The following is a 25340-nucleotide window of genomic DNA, read 5'->3' as shown; positions in this document are numbered from 1 at the left end:
TGGCCTGCTGCTTGGTGGCCGAGACCGTGGCCGAGACCGTGGCCGAGACCGTGACCGAGACCGACACCGGATTCGCCGGCTGCGGCGTTGCGCCCTTGCCCCCGCCCTGCGTGCGGCCATGGGGCTGGCGCAGGTAGCGCGCGCTGTGGCGGCGTTCGCCGTGCTGACCCCTTGCCGGCCAGCTGAGGAAGCGCGACAGTTCCTGCAGCGCGCGCTGGTAGACATCGCGCTTGAACTCGATGACCACGTCCAGCGGCACCCAGTAGTCGTGCCAGCGCCAGGCATCGAACTCGGGATGGTCGGTCAGGCGCAGGTTGACGTCGTTATCGCGCGCCATCATGCGTAGCAGGAACCAGATCTGCTTCTGGCCACGGTAGTGGCCGCGGATCTCGCGCTTGATGAAGTGGTCGGGCACCTCATAGCGCAGCCAGTCGCGGGTGCGGCCAACGATCTTGACGTGCTCCTGGCGCAAGCCGATTTCTTCCTCGAGCTCGCGGTACATCGCCTGTTCCGGCGTCTCGCCGTATTTGATACCCCCTTGCGGAAATTGCCACGAGTGCTCGCGCACCCGCTTGCCCCACCACACCTCATTGTTGGCGTTCAGCAGGATGATGCCGACGTTGGGGCGAAACCCTTCACGATCGAGCATAAGTGCACCTCGAAACTTTCTGCCGGCCGTACGATCCTTATATTTTTACCCACAAAGTGCCTTGCCCGCCTGGCTTGTACAACGCCGACGGGGCAGCGGTTGTCTGTTCCTCTGCTTGTTCCGGACCCATTTGTAGAAAGATTGGACGCATCAGCCAGCTAATCCTTTAAAATTAGGTCGATTATAACCCTCTCTTTTTAAAAAGAATTCACGGATATGCGTGCCTCACGATTTTTTATTTCAACTCTCAAAGAAGCGCCTTCCGATGCCGAAATCGTCAGCCACCAGTTGATGATGCGTGCCGGGATGATCAAGCGGCTCGGTTCCGGCATCTACACCTACATGCCGACCGGTCTGCGCATCATCCGCAAGGTCGAGAACATCATCCGCGAAGAAATGAACAAGGCAGGCGCGATCGAGCTCCTGATGCCGCTCGTGCAGCCGGCCGAACTGTGGCAGGAGACGGGCCGCTGGGACAAGATGGGCCCGGAACTGATGCGCGTGAAAGACCGCCACGGCCGCGAGTTCGCCATCCAGCCGACCTCCGAGGAAGTCGTGACCGACGTGGTGCGCAGTGAGCTGAAGTCCTACCGCCAGCTGCCGATCAACTTCTACCACATCCAGACCAAGTTCCGCGACGAGCGCCGTCCGCGCTTCGGCCTGATGCGCGGCCGCGAGTTCACGATGAAGGATGCCTACTCGTTCGACCGCGACGTCGAGGGCATGCAGAAGTCCTACGCGACCATGTTCGACGCCTACACCAGGATCTTCACCCGGTTTGGCCTGAAGTTCCGTGCGGTGGCGGCCGACAACGGCGCCATCGGCGGCAGCGGCTCGCATGAGTTCCACGTCATCGCCAGCACCGGCGAGGACGCGCTGGTGTACTGCCCCGATTCCGACTACGCCGCCAACATCGAAGCGGCCGAAGCGCTGGCCGGCGGCGAGCGTGCCGCAGGCACCCAGTCGCTCACCAAGACCTCGACCCCGGGCAAGACCAAGTGCGAAGCCGTGGCCGAACTGCTGGGCATTCCGCTGCAGCAGCACGTCAAGAGCATCGCCCTGACCGTCGAGAACGAAGGCAAGAAGAGCTACTTCCTGCTGCTGCTGCGCGCCGACCATGAACTCAACGAGATCAAGGTGAGCAAGGTCGCCGGCCTGAAAGACTTCCGCTTCTCGACCGAAGCCGAGATCGTGGAAGTCTACGGCACCGTGCCGGGCTACCTCGGCCCGATCAATACCAAGCTGCCGGTCACCGTGGTGGCCGACCGCAGCGTCGCCAACATGGCCGATTTCGTCTGCGGTGCGAACGAAGCGGATTACCACTACGTGGGCGCCAACTGGGGCCGCGATTGCGCCGAGCCCTTGGTTGCCGACCTGCGCAACGTGGTCGAAGGCGACGCTTCGCCGGACGGCAAGGGCGTGCTGGCGATCGAGCGCGGCATCGAAGTGGGCCACGTGTTCCAGCTCGGCACCGCCTATTCGGAAGCCATGGACGCGACGTTTCTTGACGAAGCCGGCAAGCCGGCGCCGCTGCAGATGGGCTGCTACGGCATCGGCGTGACCCGCATCCTGGGCGCGGCCATCGAGCAGAACTACGACGACAAGGGCATCATCTGGCCGGATGCGATCGCTCCGTTCGAGCTGGTGCTGTGCCCGATGGGCCTGGACCGCAGCGAGATGGTCAAGGAACAAACCGAGCAGCTGTACGCCGAGCTGATGGCGGCCGGCATCGACGTGATCGTCGACGACCGCGGCCTGCGTCCGGGCGCGATGTTCGCCGACTGGGAGCTGATCGGCGTCCCGCACCGCGTCGTGATCGGCGAGCGCGGCCTCAAGGAAGGCAAGCTCGAATACCAGGGCCGCCGCGACGAAGCCGCCACCGGCGTGCCGGTCGACGGCATGCTCGCCTTCATCAAGGGCAAGCTGGGCAAGTGAAGGCAGTGATGCTGTCGCAGTTGCTTCCCCTGGCGGCGAGCGCGCTGCTGTCCGGCGCGCTGCTGCTCGGCGCGCTGTTCAGCGGATCCGCGCACGCCGGCAACCAGAAAGAAGAGCGGCTGGCCGACGCGGTGCGGCTGGCGCTGGCCAGCGCCATCCACGACGGCCGGCCGCCCAGGCCGGTGCTGCGCAACGAGGCGGCGCGGGCGCGCTACCAGGCCTGGTTCGACGAGATGTCGCGCCGCCTGGCCAAGCGCATGCCCGATGCCTCCGCGCGCACCGAATTCCTGGAAACGGCCTGGTACGAATCGACCCGCGCCGGCCTCGATCCGGGCCTGGTGCTGGGCCTGATCCAGGTGGAATCGGCCTACCGCAAGTACGCGATCTCGATCGCCGGCGCGCGCGGCTACATGCAGGTGATGCCCTTCTGGACCAGGGTAATCGGCGACAGCGACCGGCGGGCATTGTTCAACATGCAGACCAACCTGCGCTACGGATGCTCGATCCTGCGCATGTACATCGACATGGAGAAGGGCAACCTCTACCTCGCCCTCGGCCGCTACAACGGTAGCCGCGGCAAGCCGAAGTACCCGAACGCGGTGCTGGCGGCCTGGAAGAAGTGGGAGTTCAAGCCCACGGCCTAATACGCCAACAATCCCGCAACAAATCCACCCGCCATATGCACATGGCAAGGTGTAAACTCTTCGCTTTCCCGACGTAGAGGTTTCCATGCGATTGTCCATTCTCGCCGGCGCCGCCCTGGCCGCCATGCTGGCCGGCTGCGCCGCCGTGCCGCCCGCTTCAACAGGTGCTTCACAGTCCGCCTCCCAGCCGCTTGCGCAGCAAGCCCAGGTCGAGCAGCGCGCCAGGAACGTGATCTTCTTCCTCGGCGACGGCATGGGCCTGAACACGCTCACCGCCGCGCGCATCTTCCACGCCGGCGAAGCGGGCGAGTTGACCATCGACCGCCTGCCCGAATCGGCGTTCGTGAAGACCTTCTCGAACAACGCGATGGTCACCGACAGCGCCGCCGGCATGGCCGCCTACATGACCGGCGTGAAGCAGAACAACGGCGTGATCTCGATGTCGGCCGGCACCCGCTCGATCGCGCCGGGCAAGGACGCCAACGGCAACGCCACGGTCGACAAATGCGAAGTCGGTCCCGACGGCGGATCGCCGGCCGCCACGCTGCTGGAACTGGCGCGCCGCCGCGGCATGGCGCTGGGCGTGGTCACCAACACCAGCGTCACCGACGCCACGCCGGCCTCGAGCTACGGCCACGCCTGCCACCGCAAGCTCGAAACCGAGCTCGCCGCGATGCTGGTGCCGGGCGGCGCCGGCTACAACGGCGCGCTCGGCGCGCGCGGACTGGACGTCCTGTTCGGCGGCGGCGCCCAGTTCTTCGCGCCTTTCGCGCGCGGCGGCAAGCGCGCCGACCAGCGCGACCTGCTGGCCGAGTTCAAGACCCAGGGCTTCCGCGTGGTGGCCGACAGCGCCGGCTTCAACGCGCTCACGCCTGCGCAACAGCCGGCCATCGGCCTGTTCGCCCAGAACCACATGGACTACGACGCCGTGCGCGATCCGGCCAAGCAGCCCAGCCTGAGCGAGATGACGCGCAAGGCCATCGACCTGCTGGCGCCGCACGCCGGCAAGGATGGCGCGGGCTTCTTCCTGGTGGTGGAGGGCGGCCTGATCGACCACGCGCTGCATGCCACCCTGGCCAAGCGCGCGTTGCAGGAAACCGTCTCCTACAACGCCGCCATGCAGGCCGCGCTGGACAAGATGGAAGCGCTCGATCCGGGCCTGAAGAACACCCTGATCGTGGCCACCGCCGACCATGACCACACGCTGCTCCTGAACGGCTACACGGTCCGCACCGGCAAGACCACGCCGACCAATCCGGGCGTGCTGGGCCTGGTGCGCAATCTCGACGGCAGCCCGAAACTGGACCGCGAAGGCCGCCCCTTCACCATCATCGGCTTCGGCACCGGCGAGCATCGCATCGATGGCCCGCGCGCCAGCCGGCCCGTGCTCACCGACGAGATCGTGACGCGCGACGACTACCACCAGGAAGCCGTGGTGCGCACCCGTCCCGGGGCCGAGACCCACGGCGGCGCCGACGTCTACCTGGGCGCCGCCGGCGCCGGCGCGGAGCTGTTCCGCGGCACCATCGACAATACCCGGGTCTTCAGCCTGATCAAGACTGCCGCCGGCCTGTAAGGAAACCACCATGCACAAACGACTTTCCCTCCTGCTGACCGCCAGCCTGTTCAGCGCCACCGCGATCGCCGCGCCCCAGGCCAGGAACATCATCTTCTTCCTCGGCGACGGCATGGGCCCGACCACGATTACCGCCGCGCGCATCTACAAGCACGGCGAGGCCGGCCTCCTGAACTTCGAACGGCTCGAGCGCACCGCGCGCATCAAGACCTATTCGAACGACTTCCAGACCACCGACAGCGCGCCCTCGATGGGCGCCTACATGACCGGCGTGAAGATCAACCAGGAGGGCATCTCGATCAAGGACGCGCGCGCCATCGACCCGGACAAGGACGCCAACGGCAACCGCACGGTCGACCAGTGCGGCGAGAACAACGGCCAGGTGGTCCCGACCATCCTCGAGCTGGCCAAGGCGCAGGGCAAGGCCGTCGGCGCGGTGACGACCACCGAACTGACCCATGCCACGCCGGCGTCGACCTTCTCGCACGTGTGCCACCGCAACGCCGGCTACACGATCGCGCGCCAGCTGGTGCCGGGCGGCGCCGGCTACAACAGCGCATTGAAGGATGGCGTGGATGTCCTGATGGGCGGCGGACGCCACCACTTCACGCCCTACGACAAGGCCAGCAACCCGAAGGGCCGCGCCGACGGACGCGACCTGGAAGCGGAATTCGCCGCCCAGGGCTACGCCGTCGGCCGCACCCGCGCCGACATGATGTCGGCGCGTCCGGGCCGCAAGTTCGTCGGCATCTACAGCGCCGACGACCACCTCGACTACGCGCTGGCGCGCCGTCCGGAGCAGCCCTCCTTGAGCGAGATGGCGCTCAAGGCGATCGAGCTGCTCTCGAAGGACCCGGACGGCTTCTTCCTGATGGTCGAGGGCGGCAAGATCGACCACGCCCTGCACAACACCAACGCCAAGAACGCCCTGGCCGACACGGTGGCCTTCGACGAGGCGATCCAGGCCGCGATCGAGCGCATGCGCCAGATCGATCCGGGGCTGGAAAACACCCTGATCGTGGTGACCGCCGACCATGACCACACGATGGTCCTGAACGGCTATCCGAAGCGCGGCAGCAAGGTGCTGGACATCGTGCACGACTACGCCAGCGGCGAGCCGAAAAAGGACGCCGACGGCAAGACCTTCACCGCGCTCGTCTTCGGCAACGGCGCGATGCGTCCGGATGCGCGCGCCGACGTGGACAGCGCGCAGGCGCAGGCCGACGACTACCAGCAGGAAGCGGGCGTGCGCACGCTGTACGAGTCGCACGGGGGCGGAGACGTGAAGCTGTATGCGACCGGGGCGGGCTCGGCGCCGTTCAAGGGGACGATGGAGAACACGCAGGTGTTCCACCTGATGAAGGCCGCGGCGGGATTGTAGGAGCGTAGGGTGGACGGCTTCGCCGTCCGCGCGTTCAACTTACCGGCGCTCAAACGCGCTGCATCCATTTACATACGGGTTGAACGCGCGGCCGGCATAGCCGGCCACCCTACAGACCGAATCAAAAACAAAAAGCCCCGGTCTCCCGGGGCTTTTCATTTGCAAGGCTACTGGACAGCCGGCCAGTGCTTACTTCAGGTGGTCCGAAATGAGCTTGGTCATTTCGAACATCGAGACCTGGGCCTTGCCGCCGAAGACAGCCTTGAGCTTGTCGTCGGCATTGATCATGCGGCGGTTCGATGCGTCTTGCAGGTTTTCTTTTTTGATGTAGTCCCAGACTTTCTTGGTGACTTCGGTGCGTGGCAGCGGCTTGTTGCCGACCACTGCTGCCAGTTCGCTCGACGGCGTCATCTCTTTCATGAAAGCGGCGTTCGGTTTACGGGCCGCTGCCGGCTTTGCTGCTGCTTTTGCTGCAGGCTTGGCCGCTGCGGCTGGCTTGGCAGCTGCTTTCTTGGCCGGCGCTGCGGTGGATTTTTTGGCTGTTGCCATCTTCTAGCCTCCTAAAACGATCACAGGGAAAGTTGCGTTATTGACGCACCGGCTTATATTGGTGGCCTTTTACTGTTCATGCAAGTCTTTTTCGAAATTTTTCACTCTTGTAAGCCCCGAAATGCGAGCTGGCGCACACTCGGAACGCATTCGACGAAAAAACCCGCCTCCAGAATGTCAAAAACCGCGCAAAGCCCGTGCCTGCGCGGTTTCCTCGATGCCGGCGTCGACGCCTAGCGCATCCCGGGCATCATGCCTTTCATCCCGCGCATCATCTTCATCAAGCCGCCGCCCTTGAGCTTCTTCATCATGGTCTGCATCTGCTCGTACTGGTTCAGCATGCGGTTTACTTCCTGCACCTGCACGCCGGCGCCGGCCGCGATGCGGCGCTTGCGGTTGGCCTTGATCAGCTCCGGCTTGGCGCGTTCGCCAGGCGTCATCGAGTCGATGATGCCGACCATGCGGCGCACCTGCTTCTCGGCCTGGTCCATGTTGGCGCCGCTGGCGGCCTGCTGGAACTGCGCCGGCAGCTTGTCGAGGAGGCCCGACATGCCGCCCATTTTCTTCATCTGGGTCAGCTGCGCCTTGAAGTCGTTCATGTCGAACTTGCCGCCGCCCTTGATCTTGTTGGCCAGCTCGGTCGCGGCCTCGGCATCGACGCCCTTGCGCGCTTCTTCCACCAGCGCCAGGATGTCGCCCATGCCCAGCACGCGGTTGGCCATGCGGCTCGGGTCGAAGGCTTCCAGGCCATCGAGCTTTTCGGAGACGCCGGCAAACTTGATCGGCTTGCCGGTCACGTGGCGCACCGACAGGGCCGCACCGCCGCGCGAATCGCCATCGAGCTTGGTCAGCACCACGCCGGTGAGCGGCAGCGCGTCGTTGAAGGCCTTGGCGGTGTTGATCGCATCCTGGCCCAGCATGGCGTCGACCACGAACAGGGTCTCCACCGGATTGACGGCGGCGTGCACCGCGGCGATCTCCTGCATCATCGCTTCGTCGATGCCGAGGCGGCCGGCGGTGTCGATGATCAGGACGTCGTGATAGTGCTTCCTGGCCCAGTCCAGCGCGTTGCGCGCGATGTCGACCGGCTTGTCGGAGGCGGTGCTCGGGAAGAAGTCGGCGCCGACCTGCTTGGTGACCGATTCCAGCTGCGCGATCGCGGCGGGGCGGTAGACGTCGGCCGAGACGGTCAGGACCTTCTTTTTCTTCTGTTCCTTGAGGTACTTGGCCAGCTTGCCGGTGGTGGTGGTTTTACCCACACCCTGCAGGCCGGCCATCAGGATGATCGCCGGCGGCTGCTGGGCGAAGGACAACTGGGTGGCGTCGGGGCCGAGGTCGGCGCCCATCAGGGCGGCCAGCTCGCGCTGCACCACGCCGACCAGGGCCTGGCCGGGGCTGAGCGAGCCGATGACTTCTTCGCCCAGCGCTTTTTCCTTCACTTTGGCGATGAATTCGCGCACCGCCGGCAGCGCCACGTCGGCCTCCAACAGGGCCATGCGCACTTCGCGCAGCATCTCCGCGGTGTTCGCCTCGGTGAGGCGCGCCTCGCCGCGCATCGTCTTGACGACCTTGGCTAGGCGTTGGGTAAGGTTATCTAGCATGTTCTACCTGACTATATATACGACGGCATTCGAATACGGGCGCATTCGATCAAGCGCCATTTTACCTTGCACAGGCCGCCGAGTTCGACCGCGGCAGCGATCTAGCGCAGTTTTTCCTCAAGAGTGATGTTTCCGATCACGTGGAAATCTTGCCGCTTCTGACACAGATCACATACCTCAAGGCCATTTCCCCTCAGCATCGACCACTGTGCCGCGCATGTTTCCTCATGCCGGACACGGATGACACCATTTGTCTTGCATAAGGGGGAACACAGGCATGATCAAGGTATTCGGCAGCATCCTCGCCGCGACCGCCCTGCTGGCAGCAGGCGGCGCCGGGGCCCAGGACGTGGTCCGGCTCGGGAATCTCAAGTTCGCGCATTTCGGCGCCGTGTCGTACATCAAGGAGATCGCCCCGCAATGCGGCATCCGGGTCGAGGAAAAGATTTTCGCCAAGGGGCTGGACGTGATGCAGGCAATCATCGCCGGCGAGCTGGACGTCGGCGCCACCGCGTCGGAAGCCGCCATCGCGGGCCGCGCCGGCGGCGCGCCGATCGTGGTGGTGGCCGGTTTCGCCAGGGGCGGCGCGCGGCTGGTGGCCCGGCCCGAGCTGCAGATCCGGACCGTTGGCCAGCTCAAGGGCCGGCGCGTGGGCGTCACCCGCGGCGCGATCCAGGAAGTGCTCCTGATGGCGCAGCTGGCCAAGCACGGCCTCAAGGCCGACGCCATGCCCGGCAAGGACGTGCAGCTGGTCTACCTGCCCTATGCCGACCTGAACGGAGCGCTGCTCGGCAGGCAGATCGACGCCATGATGCAGTCCGAACCGCAGTCCTCGCAGGCCATCAACAAGGGCTTCGGGGCCGAGGTCCTGAAACCCTACGACACCCCGATCGGCGAGCCGGTGCGCACCATGGTCATGACCGAGAAGTTCTATCGCGAGCAGCGGCCGGTAGCGGAAAAATTCATGCGCTGCTTCGTCGACGCCACCAGGACCTTCATCGACAAGCCGGCCGTGGCCGAGAAATACGTGCGCGAGGTGCTGTTCAAGAACCAGATCACGAGCGCCGACTTCCAGGACGCGATCCGCAATTCGCCGTATTCCTTCGACATCACGCCCGAGCATATCCAGGTCACCACCGACACCATGGCGAACACCGGGGTAGGGCGCATGGCCAGGCCGCCGCTGGCGCGCGACTGGGTGCGCACCGACCTGCTGGCGGCGGCCAAGAAAAGCCTGGGCGTGACCGAGGTGACGCGATGACGGCCAGGGACCGGCGCAGCCAATTCCGGGAACGCTGGCGCGAGATGGCGATCGGCGCGGTGGTGCCGGTGGCGGCCGTCCTGTTGTGGCAATGGGTGGCGATGAACGGCTGGGTCAATCCGCAGGTGCTGCCGGCGCCGCTCGACGTCTGGCACAAATGGGTGGCCTACCTGCTGCCGCTGGTGCCGTTCGAGGCGTACACCGAGGGCGGCTGGTGGAAGTGGGCGCTGTCGGGCGAGCTGCCGATCGACATCTACACCAGCATGCTGCGGGTGGTGGTGGGCTTCGCCATCGGCGCCGGGCTGGCGTTGCCGCTCGGGCTGGCGATGGGCGCGAGCCGCCTCGTGTATGCCTGGATGAATCCGCTGGTGCAGATCCTGCGCCCGATCCCGCCGATCGCCTACATCCCGCTGGCCATCCTGTGGTTCGGCCTCGGCAACCCGCCGGCGGTGTTCCTGATCGCGCTGGGGGCCTTCTTCCCGGTCCTGATGAACACCATCGCGGGCGTGCGCCACGTGGACGGCATCTACCTGCGGGCGGCGCGCAACCTGGGCGCCGGCGCCGTCACCATGTTCCTGCGCGTGATCCTGCCGGCGGCCGTGCCCTACATCCTGTCGGGCGTGCGGATCGGGATCGGCACCGCCTTCATCGTGGTGATCGTGTCCGAGATGATCGCCGTGAACAACGGACTGGGTTTCCGCATCCTGGAAGCGCGCGAGTACTTCTGGTCCGACAAGATCATCGCCGGGATGATCACCATCGGCATGCTCGGCCTGGCGATCGACGTCGCCATGAACCGCCTCAACAACCACCTGCTGCGCTGGCACCGCGGCCTGGAGCAATGACATGAACGCACCGCATGCAATTCCTCCGTCGGCCCTGGCGCCGCACATCCGGGTCGATGGCGTCGACAAGGTCTTCGCCACCGGCGGCAGGACGGTCACGGCCTTGCAGGACATCCACCTGGACATCCCGCACGGGCAGTTCACCTGCCTGCTCGGACCCTCGGGCTGCGGCAAGTCCACGCTGCTCAACGCGGTGGCCGGCTTCTCGCTGCCCAGCAGCGGCACGATCACGGTCGACGGCCAGCCGGTCACGGCGCCGGGGCCGGACCGCGGCATGGTGTTCCAGGAATACGCGCTGTTTCCCTGGATGACGGTGGAGGACAACATCGCCTTCGGCCTGCACGTCAAGGGCATGTCGAAAGCGGCGGTGCGCGACCGGGTGGGCGAGCTGCTGTCGATGCTGTCGCTGGGCGACTTCCGCCAGCGCTTCCCCAAGGACCTGTCGGGCGGCATGCGCCAGCGGGTGGCGATCGCCCGGGTGCTGGCGCTCGATTCGCCGATCATGCTGATGGACGAGCCCTTCGGCGCCCTGGACGCGCTCACCCGCCGCAACCTGCAGGAAGAGCTGCTGCGCATCTGGTCGTCGCTGAAGAAGACCATCATCTTCGTGACCCACAGCATCGAGGAAGCGATCTTCCTGGCCGACCGCATCGTCGTGATGACCTACCGCCCGGGGACGGTCAAGCGCGACCTGCTGGTCGAGATGGGGCGCCTGCGCGACCCGGCCGCGCCCGAGTTCAACGCGCTCAAGCGCGAGCTGGGGGTGCTGGTGATGGAAGAGCAGCGGCGCCATCATACCGATGAGATGCGGCTGGCGGCGGTGGACTGAGCCTGGCGCAGGCTTGCATCGGCCGGCGGGGCGGGGAAGGGGCCCGCCCCCGCCATTTCCCGATGGTGTAGACTCTTAGTATGCAGAATTCCCTTTTCCTCGCCGCGGCCCTGCTGTACGCGGTGTGCGCCCTGCTGCCGTTGCGCCGGGGTGCCCTTATCTCAGGCGTCACCGCCGCAGCCTGGGCGGCGCATGGCGTCGCGCTCGGACTCGACGTGCTCGCGCCCGGCCACCTGCGCGTCGGTTTCGCCCTCATGCTGTCCAGCGCCTTGTGGGTGTCGGTGGCCGCCTACTGGCTGGAGAACCGCAACTTCGCCCTGGACGGCATGCGCCGTCTGGTGATGCCCTTCGCCTTTGTCGCCGCGCTGCTGCCGGTGGCGTTCCCGGGCAGCCTGCTGGAGCTGGAGGGCCAGTCGCCGGCCTTCGGCTGGCACGTCGCGGTCGCCGTGCTGGCCTACAGCACGCTCACCATCGCGGCCTTCCATGCGGTCCTGATGGCGCTGCAGGAAGCACGCCTGCACACGCGCGGCGCCGCCGGGGGCTGGCTCGGCAGCACCCTCGACCAGTTGCCGGCCCTGCTGACCATGGAAAAACTGCTGTTCCGCGTGATCTGGATCGGTTTCATCCTGCTCAGCCTCACGGTGCTGTCGGGGGTGGTGTTCTCCGAGCAGCTGTTCGGGCGCGCGCTGCCGCTCGACCACAAGAGCGTGTTCGCGCTGTTGTCCTGGCTGCTGTTCGCCGCGCTGCTGGCGGGCCGCCGCTGGCAGGGCTGGCGCGGCAAGACCGCGTTGCGCTTCACGCTGGCGGGCTTCGCCACGCTGGCGCTGGCCTATGTCGGCAGCCGCTTCGTGCTCGAAGTCGTCCTGCACCGGGGGCTCGCATGAGCCGCATCCTGTTCTGGATCCTGCTGATCGGGCTGATCGTCATGGCCGTGCGCGCCAAGCTCAAGGGGCTGGCTAATCGGCAGCAGCCGCCCCTGGATCGGCAACAGGCGCGCGAGCCGCGGCCGCAGGCGCCGGTCGCCGAGATCGAAACCATGACCCAGTGCGCGCACTGCGGCATCTACTTCCCGGCCTCCGAAGCGGTCCACGCCGACGGCCACGACTACTGCTCGCCGGGCCACGTGCGCCTGCCGCCGCAGTAAGCCGGCCGATGCCCCTCTCGCTCGCCCCCAGGGCGGCTCTGTCCCGCGAAGCGCGCACGACCCTGTGGCGCTCGCTCCAGACCTTCACCGTCACCCGCATCGTCATCGCGCTGGTGCTGTTGCTCTACCTGGGCGTGAGCATCTCCGGCAGCGCACTGCGCCTGGATGGCGCCAATACCCGGACCTGCCTGTTCTACCTGGCGGCGGCGCTGGTGTTCGGCGCCCTCGGCACCTGGTGGCAGCGCCGCTTCGCGCTGCAGCTGGGCTGCCAGGTGGCGCTCGACCTGGCCGTGATCTCGCTGCTCTACCTGGAAGCCGGCGGCATGCGCAGCGGCCTGGCGATCCTGTACCTGTTTCCGCTGGCCGGCGCCGCCATCCTCGCGCCCCTGACGCTGGCGCTGTTCTCGAGCGCGGTCGCCACGATGTTCCTGCTGCTCGAGGCCACCTGGCAGGTGTTCATGCAGGCGCGCCAGCCGCCGCTGATGCAGGCCGGCCTGTATGGCGCCGCCTTCTTCGCCGCCACGCTGCTGGTGAACCGGCTGGCGGCGCGCCTGCTCAAGCAGGAAGAACTGGCGGCGCAACGCGGCGTCGACCTGCGCGTGCAGCAGGCGATCAACGGGATCGTGATCGCCGACGTCGGCGACGGCATCCTGGTGGTCGGCGACGACAGCACGGTCTTCACCGGCAACCCGGCGGCGCGCCGCATGCTCGGGATCGAGGGCGAAGTGGCGGCCTTCCGGCTCGGCGAGGCGCCGGGCCTGGAGCCGCTGGCCCAGGCCTTCGCCGCCTGGCTGGGCGCGCCGGGCGAGGGCGCAGCCTTCGTCACCGTCAAGCCCTACCAGGAAGAAGCAGGACCGCTGCGCGGTCGGCGCGACCAGCCGGTGCACCTGAAGCTGCGCTTCGCGCGGGTCGACACGCTCGACGAGGCGCTGGGGCGCAGCGTGGTGTTCATGCAGGACGTGAGCGCCATCGAAAACCAGGCGCAGCAGCTCAAGCTGGCCTCGATGGGGCGCCTCACCGCCAGCATCGCGCACGAGGTGCGCAACCCGCTGTCGGCGATCGGCCACGCCACCGCGCTGCTGGCCGAGGACCTGCACGGCCCGGCCGAGGTGCGCCTGCTGAAGATCGTGGGCGACAACGTGACCCGGGTGAACCGCATGGTCGAGGACATCCTGCAGCTGTCGCGCAAGGTGCAGCCGAACGGCGAGCCGCTGCAGTTGGCCGCTTTCCTGGCCGAGCTGAAAGCCGAATTCTGCGAAACCCACGGCCTGGCCGATGATATAGTCTACTTGGGCGACGCCGGGGCGAACACGGTGCGCTTCGACCCGCTGCACCTGCACGAAGTGCTGCTCAACCTGCTGGGCAATGCGATACGCTATGCCAGCCGCGCGCCCGCCAGCATCCGCATCTTCCCGGCGCGCGACGCCGCCGGCCGCATCGAGCTGCACGTGCAGGACGACGGGCCGGGCATCACGCCGGAAGTGCGCGCCCACCTGTTCGAGCCCTTCTACACCACCTCGAGCAAGGGCACCGGGCTGGGCCTGTACCTGGCGCGCGAGCTGTGCCTGAACAACGACGCCAAGCTCGACTACGAATACCGCTTCGACGCCGCGGCCATGGGGCCGCGCCGCGCCAGCGGGCGCTTCGTGATCAGCTTCTCGCAGCCGGCCTGAGGCCGGACTGCCTGTATATATAGTAGGGAGAACCATGACCGCACCCCGCATCCTGGTGGTCGACGACGAAGCCGACCTGCGCGAACTGCTCGAGATCACCCTGCTCAAGATGGGGCTGGACGTCGACAGCGCCGCCACGCTGCGCCAGGCGCGCGGGCTGCTCGCGGAGCACGACTACGCGCTGGTCCTGACCGACATGCGCCTGCCGGACGGCCTGGGGCTGGAGCTGGTGCGCGAGGTGAGCGCCTCGCACAAGGGCACCCCGATCGCCGTCATCACCGCCTACGGCAGCGCCGACAACGCGGTGGTGGCGCTCAAGGCGGGCGCCTTCGACTACATTTCCAAGCCGGTGGCGCTGGACGCGCTGCGCGTGATGGTGCGCTCGGCGCTGAAGTTGTCCGAGGCCCCGGCGGCGCAGCCGGACGGCGCCGTCCCCGGTTCGCGCATGATCGGCAGCTCGCCGGCGATGGCGGCGCTGCGCACCCAGATCGGCCGGCTGGCGCGCTCGAACGCGCCGATCTCGATCACCGGCGAATCGGGCAGCGGCAAGGAACTCGCCGCGCGCGAGATCCACGCCCAGAGTTCGCGCGCGAGCAAGCCCTTCGTGGCGGTGAACTGCGGGGCGATTCCAGAAACCCTGATGGAGGCCGAGTTCTTCGGCTACCGCAAGGGCGCCTTCACCGGCGCCGCCGAGGAGCGCGAAGGCTTCTTCCAGGCGGCCAACGGCGGCACCCTGATGCTCGACGAGGTGGCCGACCTGCCGCTGCCGATGCAGGTCAAGCTGCTGCGCGCGATCCAGGAGCGGCGCGTGCGCAAGATCGGCGCCACCAACGAAGAGCCGGTGGACGTGCGCATCGTCAGCGCCACCCACCAGGACCTGGCCCGCTGCGTGGAGCAGGGCCGGTTCCGGCAAGACCTGTTCTACCGCCTGAACGTGATCGAACTGTCGCTGCCGCCGCTGCGCGAGCGGATCGACGACCTGGCGCCGCTGGCGGACGCGATCCTGGCGCGCCTGGCCGGGCCGGGACAGGCCAGGCTGGGGGCGGGCGTGCTCGACGCGCTGCGGGCGTATTCCTTCCCGGGGAATATCCGCGAGCTGGAAAACGTGCTGGAGCGGGCGCTGGCCTTCGCCAACGACGGCGTGATCGAGGTGGGCGACCTGTCGCTGAAGGCGGCGCGGCCGGCCGACGGCCAGGCGCGCGAACCAGGGGCCGCGGCGCCGGCGCAGCTGCCGGAGCCCGTGGCTCCCGCTTCCGCACCGGAAGCGGCGCCGGCAACGGTCGACGCGTCGGCACGCGCCGCCATGCTCGGCCCGGACGAGCTGCCCAGCAACCTGCCGGAATACCTGATCCAGGTCGAGCGCGACATCATCGGGCGCGCGCTGCAGCAGACCCAGTTCAACCGCACCCAGGCGGCCAGCCTGCTCGGCATCAGCGTGCGCCAGCTGCGCTACCAGATGCAGAAGCTGGAGATCTGCGCGCCGGACGACAACGCCTGATCGATCGATGCTGGTGGCCGCCCACCCTGCCAAAGCAGGAGAGCGGCGCCGCATCCTGTTGTCTTTTCGCCAGTGCAAAATGCACAAGAACGATGCGCGGCGCATGGCGCTGATGAAGCATTGTGCAGTCTCGCCTGGCGAGGTTAGCGCCCACTCACCGCATACTGCCCGCCGTTGGGCTGAAGCTGGGTTGTCAAGCCCATGCACCAAAAAAAACCGAAAAAATTGGGAAGGTATTCACTTGCCCTGACCTGGGTCAGGTACTACAATTAGTCTCATCTCAAGATCAAACACTAGATGTAGTGGTACTGAACCGGAAGCAAAAGTCTTTGATTACCTTTCAGGTTCGACTTGAAGCTTGCTCTGCAAGCCACTGATTCAACAGCGATTTCTACCCTGCCGCATTGACTTCTTCCATGCTTGCCAGCGAGGAGTGCCAACTGGCGGGGCATCGCTTTGCTTAAATTTTTGTCGGGTTGACAAGTCCGGCTCAAGACAAACGACAGCAGGTACCCGCTGCTCACTGGAGGCCCAATGCAAACAGCACAAGACATTTCGATCAATCCGCACGTCGCACCGAGCGCGTCGGCCACTGCCACCCCGGCGGAGATCGCTGCGCGCGGTGACTACCGTGTCATTCGCCGCAACGGCGCCGTGGTCGCCTTCGAGCCGCACAAGATCTCGGTCGCGATGACCAAGGCCTTCCTCGCCGTCGCCGGCGGGCAGGGCGCGGCGTCGGCCCGCATCCGCGAGCTGGTGGAACAGCTGACCAACAACGTGGTGGCCGCGCTGGTGCGCCGCCAGCCGAACGGCGGTACCTTCCACATCGAAGACGTGCAGGACCAGGTCGAACTGTCGCTGATGCGCTCGGGCGAGCATGACGTCGCGCGCGAATACGTGCTGTACCGCGCCAAGCGCATGGAAGAACGCAAGGCCGCCAAGGCGGCGCTGGGCGGTGCCGCCGTGGACGCGCCGCAGATCCATGTGGTCGACGGCGGCCAGCGCCGCGCGCTGGACGTGAACGACGTCTACGCCCTGGTGAACGCCGCCTGCTCGGGCCTGGAAAAGCATGTCGACGCCGACGCGATCGTCGCCGAGACCCTGAAGAACCTGTACGACGGCGTGCCGGTCGAAGAACTGCACAAGTCGGCGATCCTGGCCGCCCGCGCGCTGATGGAAAAAGACCCGGCCTACAGCCAGGTTACCGCGCGCATCCTGCTGCACACGATCCGCAAGGAAGTCTTCGGCAAGGAAGTGCCGCAAGCCGGCGCCGCTGCTGAATACATCACCTACTTCCCGCAGTACATCGCCAAGGGCATCCAGAACGAACTGCTGGACGAAGCGCTGGGCACCTACGACCTCGAGCGCCTGGCCAAGGCCATCGTCGCCGACCGCGACCTGCAGTTCGGCTACATCGGCCTGCAGACCCTGTACGACCGCTACTTCCTGCACGTGCGCGAAACCCGCATCGAGATGCCGCAGGCCTTCTACATGCGCGTCGCGATGGGCCTGGCCCTGCGCGAAGCCGACCGCGAAGCGCGCGCCATCGAGTTCTACAACCTGCTGTCGTCGTTCGACTTCATGAGCTCGACCCCGACCCTGTTCAACTCGGGCACCCGCCGCTCGCAGCTGTCCTCGTGCTACCTGACCACCGTCGGCGACGACCTGGAAGGCATCTACGACGCCATTAAAGAAAACGCGCTGCTGTCGAAGTTCGCCGGCGGCCTGGGCAACGACTGGACCCCGGTTCGTGCACTGGGCTCGCGCATCAAGGGCACCAACGGCAAGTCGCAGGGCGTGGTGCCGTTCCTGAAAGTGGTCAACGACACCGCCGTGGCGGTGAACCAGGGCGGCAAGCGCAAGGGCGCGGTCTGCGCCTACCTGGAAACCTGGCACATGGACATCGAGGAATTCCTCGACCTGCGCAAGAACACCGGCGACGACCGCCGCCGCACCCACGACATGAACACCGCGAACTGGATTCCGGACCTGTTCATGAAGCGCGTGATGGAGAAGGGCCACTGGAGCCTGTTCTCGCCGAGCGAAACCCCGGACCTGCACGACAAGGTCGGCAAGGCCTTCGAAGAGGCGTATGTCGCCTACGAAGCCAAGGCCGCACGCGGCGAAATGACCGTGTACAAGAAGATCGAAGCGCTCGACCTGTGGCGCAAGATGCTGTCGATGCTGTTCGAGACCGGCCACCCGTGGATCACCTTCAAGGATCCGTGCAACATCCGTTCGCCGCAGCAGCACATCGGCGTGGTGCACTCGTCCAACCTGTGCACCGAGATCACCCTGAACACCAGCGCCGACGAGATCGCCGTCTGCAACCTGGGCTCGGTGAACCTGCCGCAGCACATGAAGGGCGAGGGCCTGGATCACGTCAAGCTGGCCAAGACCATCCGCACCGCGATGCGCATGCTGGACAACGTCATCGACATCAACTACTACGCCGTGGACAAGGCGCGCAATTCGAACATGCGCCACCGCCCGGTGGGCATGGGCATCATGGGTCACCAGGACTGCCTGCACATGATGCGCGTGCCGTTCGCTTCCGATAAGGCGGTGGAATTCGCCGATACCTCGATGGAAGCGGTCTGCTACTACGCCTACCTGGCCTCGACCGAGCTGGCCGAGGAGCGCGGCCGCTACGAGTCCTATACCGGCTCGCTGTGGGACCGCGGCATCCTGCCGCAGGACTCGATCAAGCTGCTGGCGGAAGAACGCGGCGGCTACCTGGAGCAGGACACCTCGTCGGCGATGGACTGGACCCTCGTGCGCGAGCGCATCAAGCAGTTCGGCATGCGCAACTCGAACTGCGTGGCGATCGCTCCGACCGCGACCATCTCGAACATTATCGGCGTGTCGGCCTGCATCGAGCCGACCTTCCAGAACCTGTACGTGAAGTCGAACCTGTCGGGCGAATTCACCGAGATCAACGCCTACCTGGTGCGCGACCTGAAGGCGCGCGACCTGTGGGACGAAGTCATGATCGCCGACCTGAAGTACTTCGACGGATCGCTCTCCAAGATCGACCGCGTGCCGCAAGACCTGCGCGACATCTACGCCACCGCCTTCGAAGTCGAACCGAAGTGGCTGGTGGAACAGGCTTCGCGCCGCCAGAAGTGGATCGACCAGGCCCAGTCGCTGAACATCTACATGGCCGGCGCCTCGGGCAAGAAGCTGGACGAAACCTACAAGCTGGCCTGGCTGCGCGGCCTGAAGACCACCTACTACCTGCGCACCATCGCCGCGACGCACATGGAGAAGTCGACCACCCGTACCGGCGCGCTGAACGCGGTGCCGGTCTCGGGCGGCCTGTCGGGCGGCCATGCGGCGCCGGCCGGCGCTCCGGCGGCGGCGGCACCTGCTGCAGCGCCGGAAGTGACGGAAGGCGCCGCCTGCTACCTGCGTCCGGGCGATGCCGGCTTCGACGAGTGCGAAGCTTGCCAATAAGGCACCATGCGGTGCAGCCAGCCACCGGCTGGCTGCACCGGTAACTCACCGAACAAACGAATTCGACCGTCCGCTCCGCGCGGACGCAGTCACGAAAGAAGGAATACCACCATGCTATCCTGGGACGACGAACAAACCACCGCACCAGCGCCCCGCGCACCGCAAGCCGCCGGCGAAGCCGCGCCGCCCGCCGCCGAAGTCGCCAAGCGCGTCAACGCCGACGACAAGCGCATCATCAACGGCCAGACCGACGTCAACCAGCTGGTGCCGTTCAAGTATAAGTGGGCCTGGGACAAATACCTGGCCGGCTGCGCGAATCACTGGATGCCGCAGGAAGTGAACATGCAGCGCGACATCGAGCTGTGGAAGAGCCCGAACGGCCTGTCGGAAGACGAGCGCCGCCTGGTCAAGCGCAACCTCGGCTTCTTCACCACCGCCGACTCGCTGGCCGCCAACAACATCGTGCTGGGCACCTACCGCCACATCACCGCGCCGGAATGCCGCCAGTACCTGCTGCGCCAGGCCTTCGAGGAAGCGATCCACACCCACGCCTACCAGTACATCGTCGAGTCGCTCGGCCTGGACGAGAAGGAAATCTTCAACGCCTACAACGAGATCGCGTCGATCCACGACAAGGACCAGTTCCTGATCCCGTTCATCAACGTGCTGACCGACCCGGAATTCAAGACCGGCACCATGGAAGCCGACCAGCAGCTGCTGAAGTCGATCATCGTGTTCGCCTGCCTGATGGAAGGCCTGTTCTTCTACGTCGGCTTCACCCAGATCCTAGCGCTGGGCCGCCAGAACAAGATGACCGGCGCCGCCGAGCAGTACCAGTACATCCTGCGCGACGAGTCGATGCACGTGAACTTCGGCATCGACCTGATCAACACGATCAAGATGGAAAACCCGCAGCTGTGGACCCCGGCCTTCCGCGAAGAGCTGAAGGTCCTGTTCCTGCAGGCGGTCGACCTGGAGTACCGCTACGCCGAAGACACCATGCCGCGCGGCGTGCTGGGCCTGAACGCCCCGATGTTCAAGGGCTACCTGCGCTTCATCGCCAACCGCCGCGCCGTGCAGATCGGCCTCGATCCGCTGTTCCCGAACGAAGAGAACCCGTTCCCGTGGATGAGCGAGATGATCGACCTCAAGAAAGAGCGTAACTTCTTCGAGACCCGCGTGACCGAGTACCAGACGGGTGGGGCGCTGAGCTGGGATTGATCCCGTCGCATTGACTGCTACATCGACCCGGCTGCCAGCAATGGCAGCCGGGTTTTTCTTTTCTCGCCCGCCAGCCATGTCGGCGGCCTTCCGTTCTCGCCGGCAACGTCATCAGAGACGCACACGTCCCTACGAGTTGTCCTATGATGGCGGATTGTCCAGTCCGAATAACAGGAGAACTCCCTTGCAAGCCAAGACCCTGACGCTGCAGGCCGCGCTGCTCGCCGGCCTCGCAGTGGCGTCCAGCACCCACGCCGCGCCCCAGGCCGCCGCCGGCCGGACCACCTTCCAGAACAACTGCGCCAGCTGCCACAGTGTCGATGCCAGCCTGTCCTCGCGCGCCGGCCCCGGCCTGTTCGGCGTCCTCGGCCGCAAGGCGGGGAGCGTTGCCGGCTACAACTACTCGCAAGCCTTGAACAAGGCCGGCGCCGCCGGCAAGACCTGGACCCGCGAACAGCTGGATGTGTTCCTGGCCGACCCGGCGAAAGACGTGCCCGGCACCACGATGCCGGTCGGCGTGCCGGACAAGGCGACCCGCGCCGCACTCATCGACTACCTCGCCAGCCTGCAAGGCCCGGTCAAAGTCGCCGCACAAACCGAGGCGCCTGCCAGGAGCGCCGCGTCGGCGGAGCGCAACGGCTCCTGGGACGACAGCCAGCCCGGCCGCATCCACCACATCAAGCTGAGCGACCTGCCGCCGCCGTTCGCCACCAGCAGCGCCGGCAACGGCCCGCGCGTGGAGGCCCGTCCGAACGGCAGCATGCCGAGCGTGCCGCCGGGCTTCGCGGTCAGCATCTATGCCGTTGACGCCGACAAGCCACGCCTGCCGCTGCGCGCGCCCAACGGCGACATCTTCCTGGCCGCCACCGCCAAGGGCGAGATCAAGGTCCTGCGTGCGAAGGAAGGGCAGCGATCGGCTACGCCCGAGGTATTCGCCAGCGGCTTGAGTCGCCCCTACGGCATGGCCTTCTGGCCGTCCGGCGCCAACCCGCAATACCTGTACGTCGCCAACGTCAATTCCATCGTCCGCATCCCCTACCGCAACGGCGACCTGAGCGCGCGCGCTGCGCCCGAGACCGTGGTGGCGCAGTTGTCCGACACCAGCGGCGGCCACACCACCCGCAGCCTGGCCTTCTTGAAGGACGACAAGACCATGCTGCTGTCGATCGGTTCGGCCACCAACGTCGCCACCGAGATCGGCGCCACGCCGCCGGAGCCGATCGCGCAATGGGAAGCCAAGCACGGCCTGGGCGCGGCCTGGGGCGTGGAGACCGACCGCGCCACCGTGATGGCCTTCGACCCCGACGGCAAGAACCGCCGCACCTGGGCCACCGGCCTGCGCAACTGCGTCGGCATGCTGGTCTACCCGAGCACGGGCGATGTGATGTGCACGGTGAACGAGCGCGACGCGCTGGGCGACAACCTGCCGCCGGACTACCTGACCCGCGTCAAGCAGGGCGGCTACTATGGCTGGCCGTGGTACTACATCGGCGAGCATGAAGATCCGCGCCTCAAGGGGCAGCGTCCTGACCTGAAGGGCAAGGCCATCGTGCCGGACGTGCTGATCCAGCCGCACTCGGCGCCGCTCGGCATGGCGGTCTACCAGGCGCCGAAGGGCGCGCGGAATGCTTTCCCGAAGGAGTACGAGGGCGACGTCTTCGTGGCCCTGCACGGCTCCTGGAACCGTGGCGTGCGCACCGGCTACAAGGTGGTACGCGTGTTCATGAAGAACGGCGTGCCGACCGGCCAGTACCAGGACTTCATGAGCGGCATGGTGCTGAGCGACCGCGAGGTCTGGGGCCGCCCGGCCGGCGTGGCGGTGGCGGCGGACGGCGCACTGCTGGTGGTGGACGATGCCGGCGGCACCGTGTGGCGGATCGCGCCGCAACGCTGAAGCATCCATCGAGACCCGCCACCCGGCGGGCTTTTTCATTGTTGAGCTCGGTCATCATCCGGCCGGCGTCCCTGCACTAAGGTGAGCGGATGCCCGTAACGGAGGATGCGATGAATGTCAGGGAAACCCCGCGTGCGCCGGCACGCACCGTGGCGTGGGAATTCGCCCAGTCGACCTATGCGTCGGTGCTGGCCGAGGTGCCGGCCGCGCTGTTTACCTGCTGGGCGCGCAGCGCGCACCAGGAATTTCCCGGCATTGCGCGCGACGCCGCTTTCTATGCCCAGGCGGCCGAAGGGCTGATGATGTTCTTCGATTGCGCGGCCGCCGCCGGCCGCCCTTGCGCCTTGCCTTCGCGCGCGGCGGACTCGGTCTGGCATGCGTGGACGCGCATGGACGCGGCGGGGCTCGAACGCTTCTGCATCCGCCATTTCGGCCGCAGCATTGCGCACCTCGAGCGGGCCCGCATGGGCGAGGGCGAGATGGGCCGCGCGCTCGCGGTGTGCCTGGTGCAGGCGCGCCGGCGCGCATCGAAGCCGGCGGCCGGACCGGACCTGCCAAGGCTGTTCACGCTGGATGCGCGGCTGGGCATGCCGCGCGGTTTCGGCTACGGGATCACTGGCGGCCTGGTCACCTGCTCGGCGTTGGACGAACTGGGGCATCCTGAAGGGCGGCCGAGCTTCCCGAACGCGCTGACGCCACATGGCCTTCTGCGGGCCGGATTGATCGGCGAAGACGACTATGCCAGGGTTCGCGGCCCGATCTGCTCACCCACGCAGGCGGAATGGATCGGTGTCGGGTGCGATGCGGCAGTGGACAGCGGCGACGGCGACAGCGACGGCGCCGTATCCTGTGGCAGTGCCTGCGGTGGTGGCGGCTGCGGCGCTGGCTGCGACAGCTAGATGAACGCTTCAGCGGCACCGGAAACCGGTCGAGGTTCAAGACCCTGCTGAGATACGCCGGCGCGCCCAGCGGCGCATGGAGGACAGCCAGCTCCTTGTTCAGCGGACGGTCTTCGATGAACGGGCTGTGTGCGTGCACGCTTGCGCCGTGTCATCGTTGCCATCGCTATGATGGTCCAGACCGGTCAGCAGCACCCGCACCGTCGCGGGTGGCTCGGCCGCAGGAGACCGCATGCCGGAAAGCTTTGCCCTGCATTACCTTCCCGAATCTTTTTCCGTCGCCGGCCACAAGCTGATGGGCCGGCAGTCGGCCGGTGTCGGCCTGCTGGGCGCGATCGCGCGCCACGCGGGCCTGTGCGAAGTCGGTTGCTTCGCGGCCGAGCGCAGCCATGCCGATGCATTCGAGGCCGCCCTGCGCGAAGAGGGGTTCGGGGGCGAGGTGGCCTGGGTGCCGCCGGCGGCGCCGCAGCGCCTCGAACGCTTCGGCTGCCTGTTCCATCCCGGCCCCGGCATCGAACGCCTGGCCTGGCGCAGGCTGGCGGCGGGGGAGCAGCGCTACAGCCTGTGCGGCATCACGCACGCCACCGCATCGCACGAGACGATGAGCATGGTGAGCGCCCTGCTGGTGGCGCCGGTGCGCAGCTGGGACGCCGTCATCTGCACCTCGCGCGTGGTGCGCGACAGCCTGCGGGTCCTGATCGAGGAGCAGGCCGACTACCTGCGCACACGGCTGGCGGCGCAGCGCTTCGAGCTGCCGCAGCTGCCCCTGATTCCGCTCGGCGTGCACTGCGCGGAGCTGGCGCCGGACGCGGCGCGGCGCCGGCAGGCGCGCGAACGGCTCGGCATCGGCGCCGACGATGTCGCCTTCCTGTATCTGGGGCGCTTGTCCCTGCATGCCAAGTCGCACCCGCAGCAGATGTTCAGCGCGCTGGAGCGCGCCGACAAGGCCGGGCGCCGCGTGCATCTGATCGTCGCGGGCTGGTATGCCGGCGAAGCCATCGGCGCCGCCTTCCGCGAGGCGGCCGCGCTGCTCTGTCCCTCGGTGCGCCTGGTGGAGCTCGACGGGCGCGCGGCGGGCAACGGGCGCGATGCCTGGGCCGCCGCGGACGTCTTCACCTCGCTGGCCGACAACGTCCAGGAGACCTTCGGCCTGACTCCGATCGAGGCGATGGCGGCCGGGCTGCCGTGCGTGGTATCGGACTGGAACGGCTACCGCGACACCGTGCGCGACGGCATCGACGGTTACCGCATCCCGACCGTAATGCCGGGCCCCGGGGCAGGGCTCGACCTGGCGCTGCGCTACGACGATGGCATCGACAGCTTCGACATGTATTGCGGCCACGCCAGCCAGGCGGTGGCCCTGGACGGCGCGCTGCTGGCGCAGGCTTACAGTCGGCTGGTGCGCGACGCCGATTTGCGGCGCAAGCTGGGCGCGCAGGCGCGCACGAGGGCGCAGACGGAATTCGACTGGGCCGTGATTCTCGGACGCTACCGCGCGCTGTGGGACGAACTGGCCGAGCGCCGCCGCGCCGATGCGCGACTGGCGCCGCCGCTGCCCGCGCGCGCGCCGGACCGCCCCGATCCATTCCGGCTGTTCGCGAGCTATGCGACGCGTCCGCTGACTGCGGCATCGTTGGTGGAGTTGACGCCGGATGCCTCGCTGGCGCTGGTCAACCAGTACCGGGAACTGGCGATCAACCGCTACGCCTCGGCGTCGCTGCCGACGCTCGAGGAGTTCGGCCGCCTGTTCGGGGCGATCGGGCCGCGGCCGGTGGAAGTGGAGGAACTGATCGACACGCTCGGTCCCTGCGACCGTCCCACGCTGCTGCGCGGACTGGCCTGGCTGTGCAAGATGGATCTGCTCAGGGTCCTCGAATGAGCAGCTGCGCCAGGCTGCCGGCGATCGCGAAAATAAAGGGCACCGTTTCGTATGCGGCGATGTCCAAGCAGGTGCAGTGGCGCGGTGCGATCCTTGGTTGCCGATGGATCGCCAATGGATCGCCGGCGAGGCTGCAGCCGAAAACCCATTCATTGCCGGGCCCGGCTTTTTCAATGCGCGCTGCGCTCGAAAGCGCAGCGGCCGGTACCGGCGCAGATGGTTTGCCGATCAGTTGAAATGGATTTCGGGTGATGAATAAAAAGCGATCATTGCGGGATCAAGACGAGACCAATGCGCAATCGCATGATTGGCGTGAAAAGACGATTTCTTTTGCGGTGTTCCGGTTGCGCGCTCACAAAGTTTTCGTGTACTTTACGTGTTTGAATTTGTCAAAACGTGAACATGT

General features: G+C 66.7%; 19 protein-coding genes and 1 pseudogene. 17 read left to right on the top strand and 3 right to left on the bottom strand.

The window, feature by feature from the left end; genetic code table 11:
• Window positions 1-121: 121 nt before the first annotated feature.
• Window positions 122-649: pseudogene (locus tag IM543_21150) on the bottom strand (RNA pyrophosphohydrolase).
• Between the two features lie 216 nt (window positions 650-865).
• Here IM543_21150 and IM543_21145 point away from each other — a divergent pair.
• The 4 genes from IM543_21145 (at window position 866) to IM543_21130 (ending at window position 6185) form a co-directional block, all read left to right on the top strand.
• Window positions 866-2584, top strand: coding sequence for a proline--tRNA ligase (locus tag IM543_21145; GenBank protein QOY93993.1), 1719 nt, complete (start codon window positions 866-868; stop codon window positions 2582-2584).
• 8 nt (window positions 2585-2592) lie between these two features.
• Window positions 2593-3228 (top strand): lytic transglycosylase domain-containing protein, encoded by a 636-nt coding sequence (locus IM543_21140; GenBank protein ID QOY96795.1) that lies wholly within the window; start codon window positions 2593-2595, stop codon window positions 3226-3228.
• A gap of 85 nt (window positions 3229-3313) precedes the next feature.
• The gene (locus IM543_21135; protein QOY93992.1) at window positions 3314-4804 is read left to right on the top strand and encodes an alkaline phosphatase; all 1491 of its coding nucleotides are present in this window, start codon (window positions 3314-3316) and stop codon (window positions 4802-4804) included.
• A 10-nt stretch (window positions 4805-4814) separates the two neighbouring features.
• On the top strand, window positions 4815-6185 hold the full coding sequence (locus IM543_21130) for an alkaline phosphatase (GenBank protein ID QOY93991.1): 1371 nt from the start codon (window positions 4815-4817) through the stop codon (window positions 6183-6185).
• 189 nt (window positions 6186-6374) lie between these two features.
• Here the strand turns inward: IM543_21130 and IM543_21125 are convergent, their stop codons facing one another.
• Window positions 6375-6734 carry a hypothetical protein gene (locus tag IM543_21125; GenBank protein ID QOY93990.1) on the bottom strand — a complete coding sequence of 120 codons (360 nt, stop codon included), beginning with the start codon at window positions 6732-6734 and terminating at the stop codon, window positions 6375-6377.
• A 233-nt stretch (window positions 6735-6967) separates the two neighbouring features.
• A complete protein-coding gene (ffh, locus tag IM543_21120; protein QOY93989.1) occupies window positions 6968-8335 on the bottom strand; it encodes a signal recognition particle protein in 1368 nt (455 codons plus the stop codon).
• Window positions 8336-8612: 277 nt separating this feature from the next.
• Between ffh and IM543_21115 the strand changes: the two genes are divergently transcribed.
• From IM543_21115 to IM543_21055, 13 genes are all read left to right on the top strand, one after another.
• The gene (locus IM543_21115; GenBank protein ID QOY93988.1) at window positions 8613-9596 is read left to right on the top strand and encodes an ABC transporter substrate-binding protein; all 984 of its coding nucleotides are present in this window, start codon (window positions 8613-8615) and stop codon (window positions 9594-9596) included.
• Window positions 9593-10441 carry an ABC transporter permease gene (locus IM543_21110; GenBank protein QOY93987.1) on the top strand — a complete coding sequence of 283 codons (849 nt, stop codon included), beginning with the start codon at window positions 9593-9595 and terminating at the stop codon, window positions 10439-10441. Before IM543_21115 ends, IM543_21110 begins: the two co-directional genes overlap by 4 nt.
• Window position 10442: 1 nt before the next feature.
• Window positions 10443-11270 carry an ABC transporter ATP-binding protein gene (locus IM543_21105; GenBank protein QOY93986.1) on the top strand — a complete coding sequence of 276 codons (828 nt, stop codon included), beginning with the start codon at window positions 10443-10445 and terminating at the stop codon, window positions 11268-11270.
• A gap of 80 nt (window positions 11271-11350) precedes the next feature.
• Complete coding sequence (ccsA, locus tag IM543_21100; protein ID QOY93985.1) at window positions 11351-12154, top strand: cytochrome c biogenesis protein CcsA; 804 nt, start codon at window positions 11351-11353, stop codon at window positions 12152-12154.
• Window positions 12151-12414, top strand: a complete 264-nt coding sequence (locus IM543_21095; protein QOY93984.1) for a hypothetical protein — start codon at window positions 12151-12153, stop codon at window positions 12412-12414. The genes ccsA and IM543_21095 overlap by 4 nt, the downstream gene beginning before the upstream one ends.
• An 8-nt stretch (window positions 12415-12422) precedes the next feature.
• Window positions 12423-14087, top strand: coding sequence for a PAS domain-containing protein (locus IM543_21090; GenBank protein ID QOY93983.1), 1665 nt, complete (start codon window positions 12423-12425; stop codon window positions 14085-14087).
• A gap of 34 nt (window positions 14088-14121) precedes the next feature.
• On the top strand, window positions 14122-15585 hold the full coding sequence (locus IM543_21085; protein ID QOY93982.1) for a sigma-54-dependent Fis family transcriptional regulator: 1464 nt from the start codon (window positions 14122-14124) through the stop codon (window positions 15583-15585).
• Window positions 15586-16119: 534 nt separating this feature from the next.
• The gene (locus IM543_21080) at window positions 16120-19041 is read left to right on the top strand and encodes a ribonucleoside-diphosphate reductase subunit alpha (GenBank protein QOY93981.1); all 2922 of its coding nucleotides are present in this window, start codon (window positions 16120-16122) and stop codon (window positions 19039-19041) included.
• Window positions 19042-19152: 111 nt separating this feature from the next.
• Window positions 19153-20262, top strand: coding sequence for a ribonucleotide-diphosphate reductase subunit beta (locus IM543_21075; GenBank protein ID QOY93980.1), 1110 nt, complete (start codon window positions 19153-19155; stop codon window positions 20260-20262).
• Window positions 20263-20446: 184 nt separating this feature from the next.
• Complete coding sequence (locus IM543_21070; GenBank protein ID QOY93979.1) at window positions 20447-22156, top strand: PQQ-dependent sugar dehydrogenase; 1710 nt, start codon at window positions 20447-20449, stop codon at window positions 22154-22156.
• A 110-nt stretch (window positions 22157-22266) separates the two neighbouring features.
• Complete coding sequence (locus IM543_21065) at window positions 22267-23055, top strand: hypothetical protein (GenBank protein QOY93978.1); 789 nt, start codon at window positions 22267-22269, stop codon at window positions 23053-23055.
• Between the two features lie 232 nt (window positions 23056-23287).
• Window positions 23288-24934, top strand: a complete 1647-nt coding sequence (locus tag IM543_21060; protein QOY93977.1) for a glycosyltransferase family 4 protein — start codon at window positions 23288-23290, stop codon at window positions 24932-24934.
• Entirely contained in the window at window positions 24931-25170 is a 240-nt protein-coding gene (locus IM543_21055) for a hypothetical protein (protein QOY93976.1), read from the top strand. Before IM543_21060 ends, IM543_21055 begins: the two co-directional genes overlap by 4 nt.
• The last annotated feature ends 170 nt before the right edge of the window (window positions 25171-25340 follow it).

The organism is Massilia sp. UMI-21 (assembly GCA_015277795.1).
Classification (GTDB): domain Bacteria; phylum Pseudomonadota; class Gammaproteobacteria; order Burkholderiales; family Burkholderiaceae_D; genus Telluria.
The sequence above is the reverse complement of the archived record's forward strand: the minus strand, read 5'-3'. Positions and strand labels throughout refer to the sequence as shown.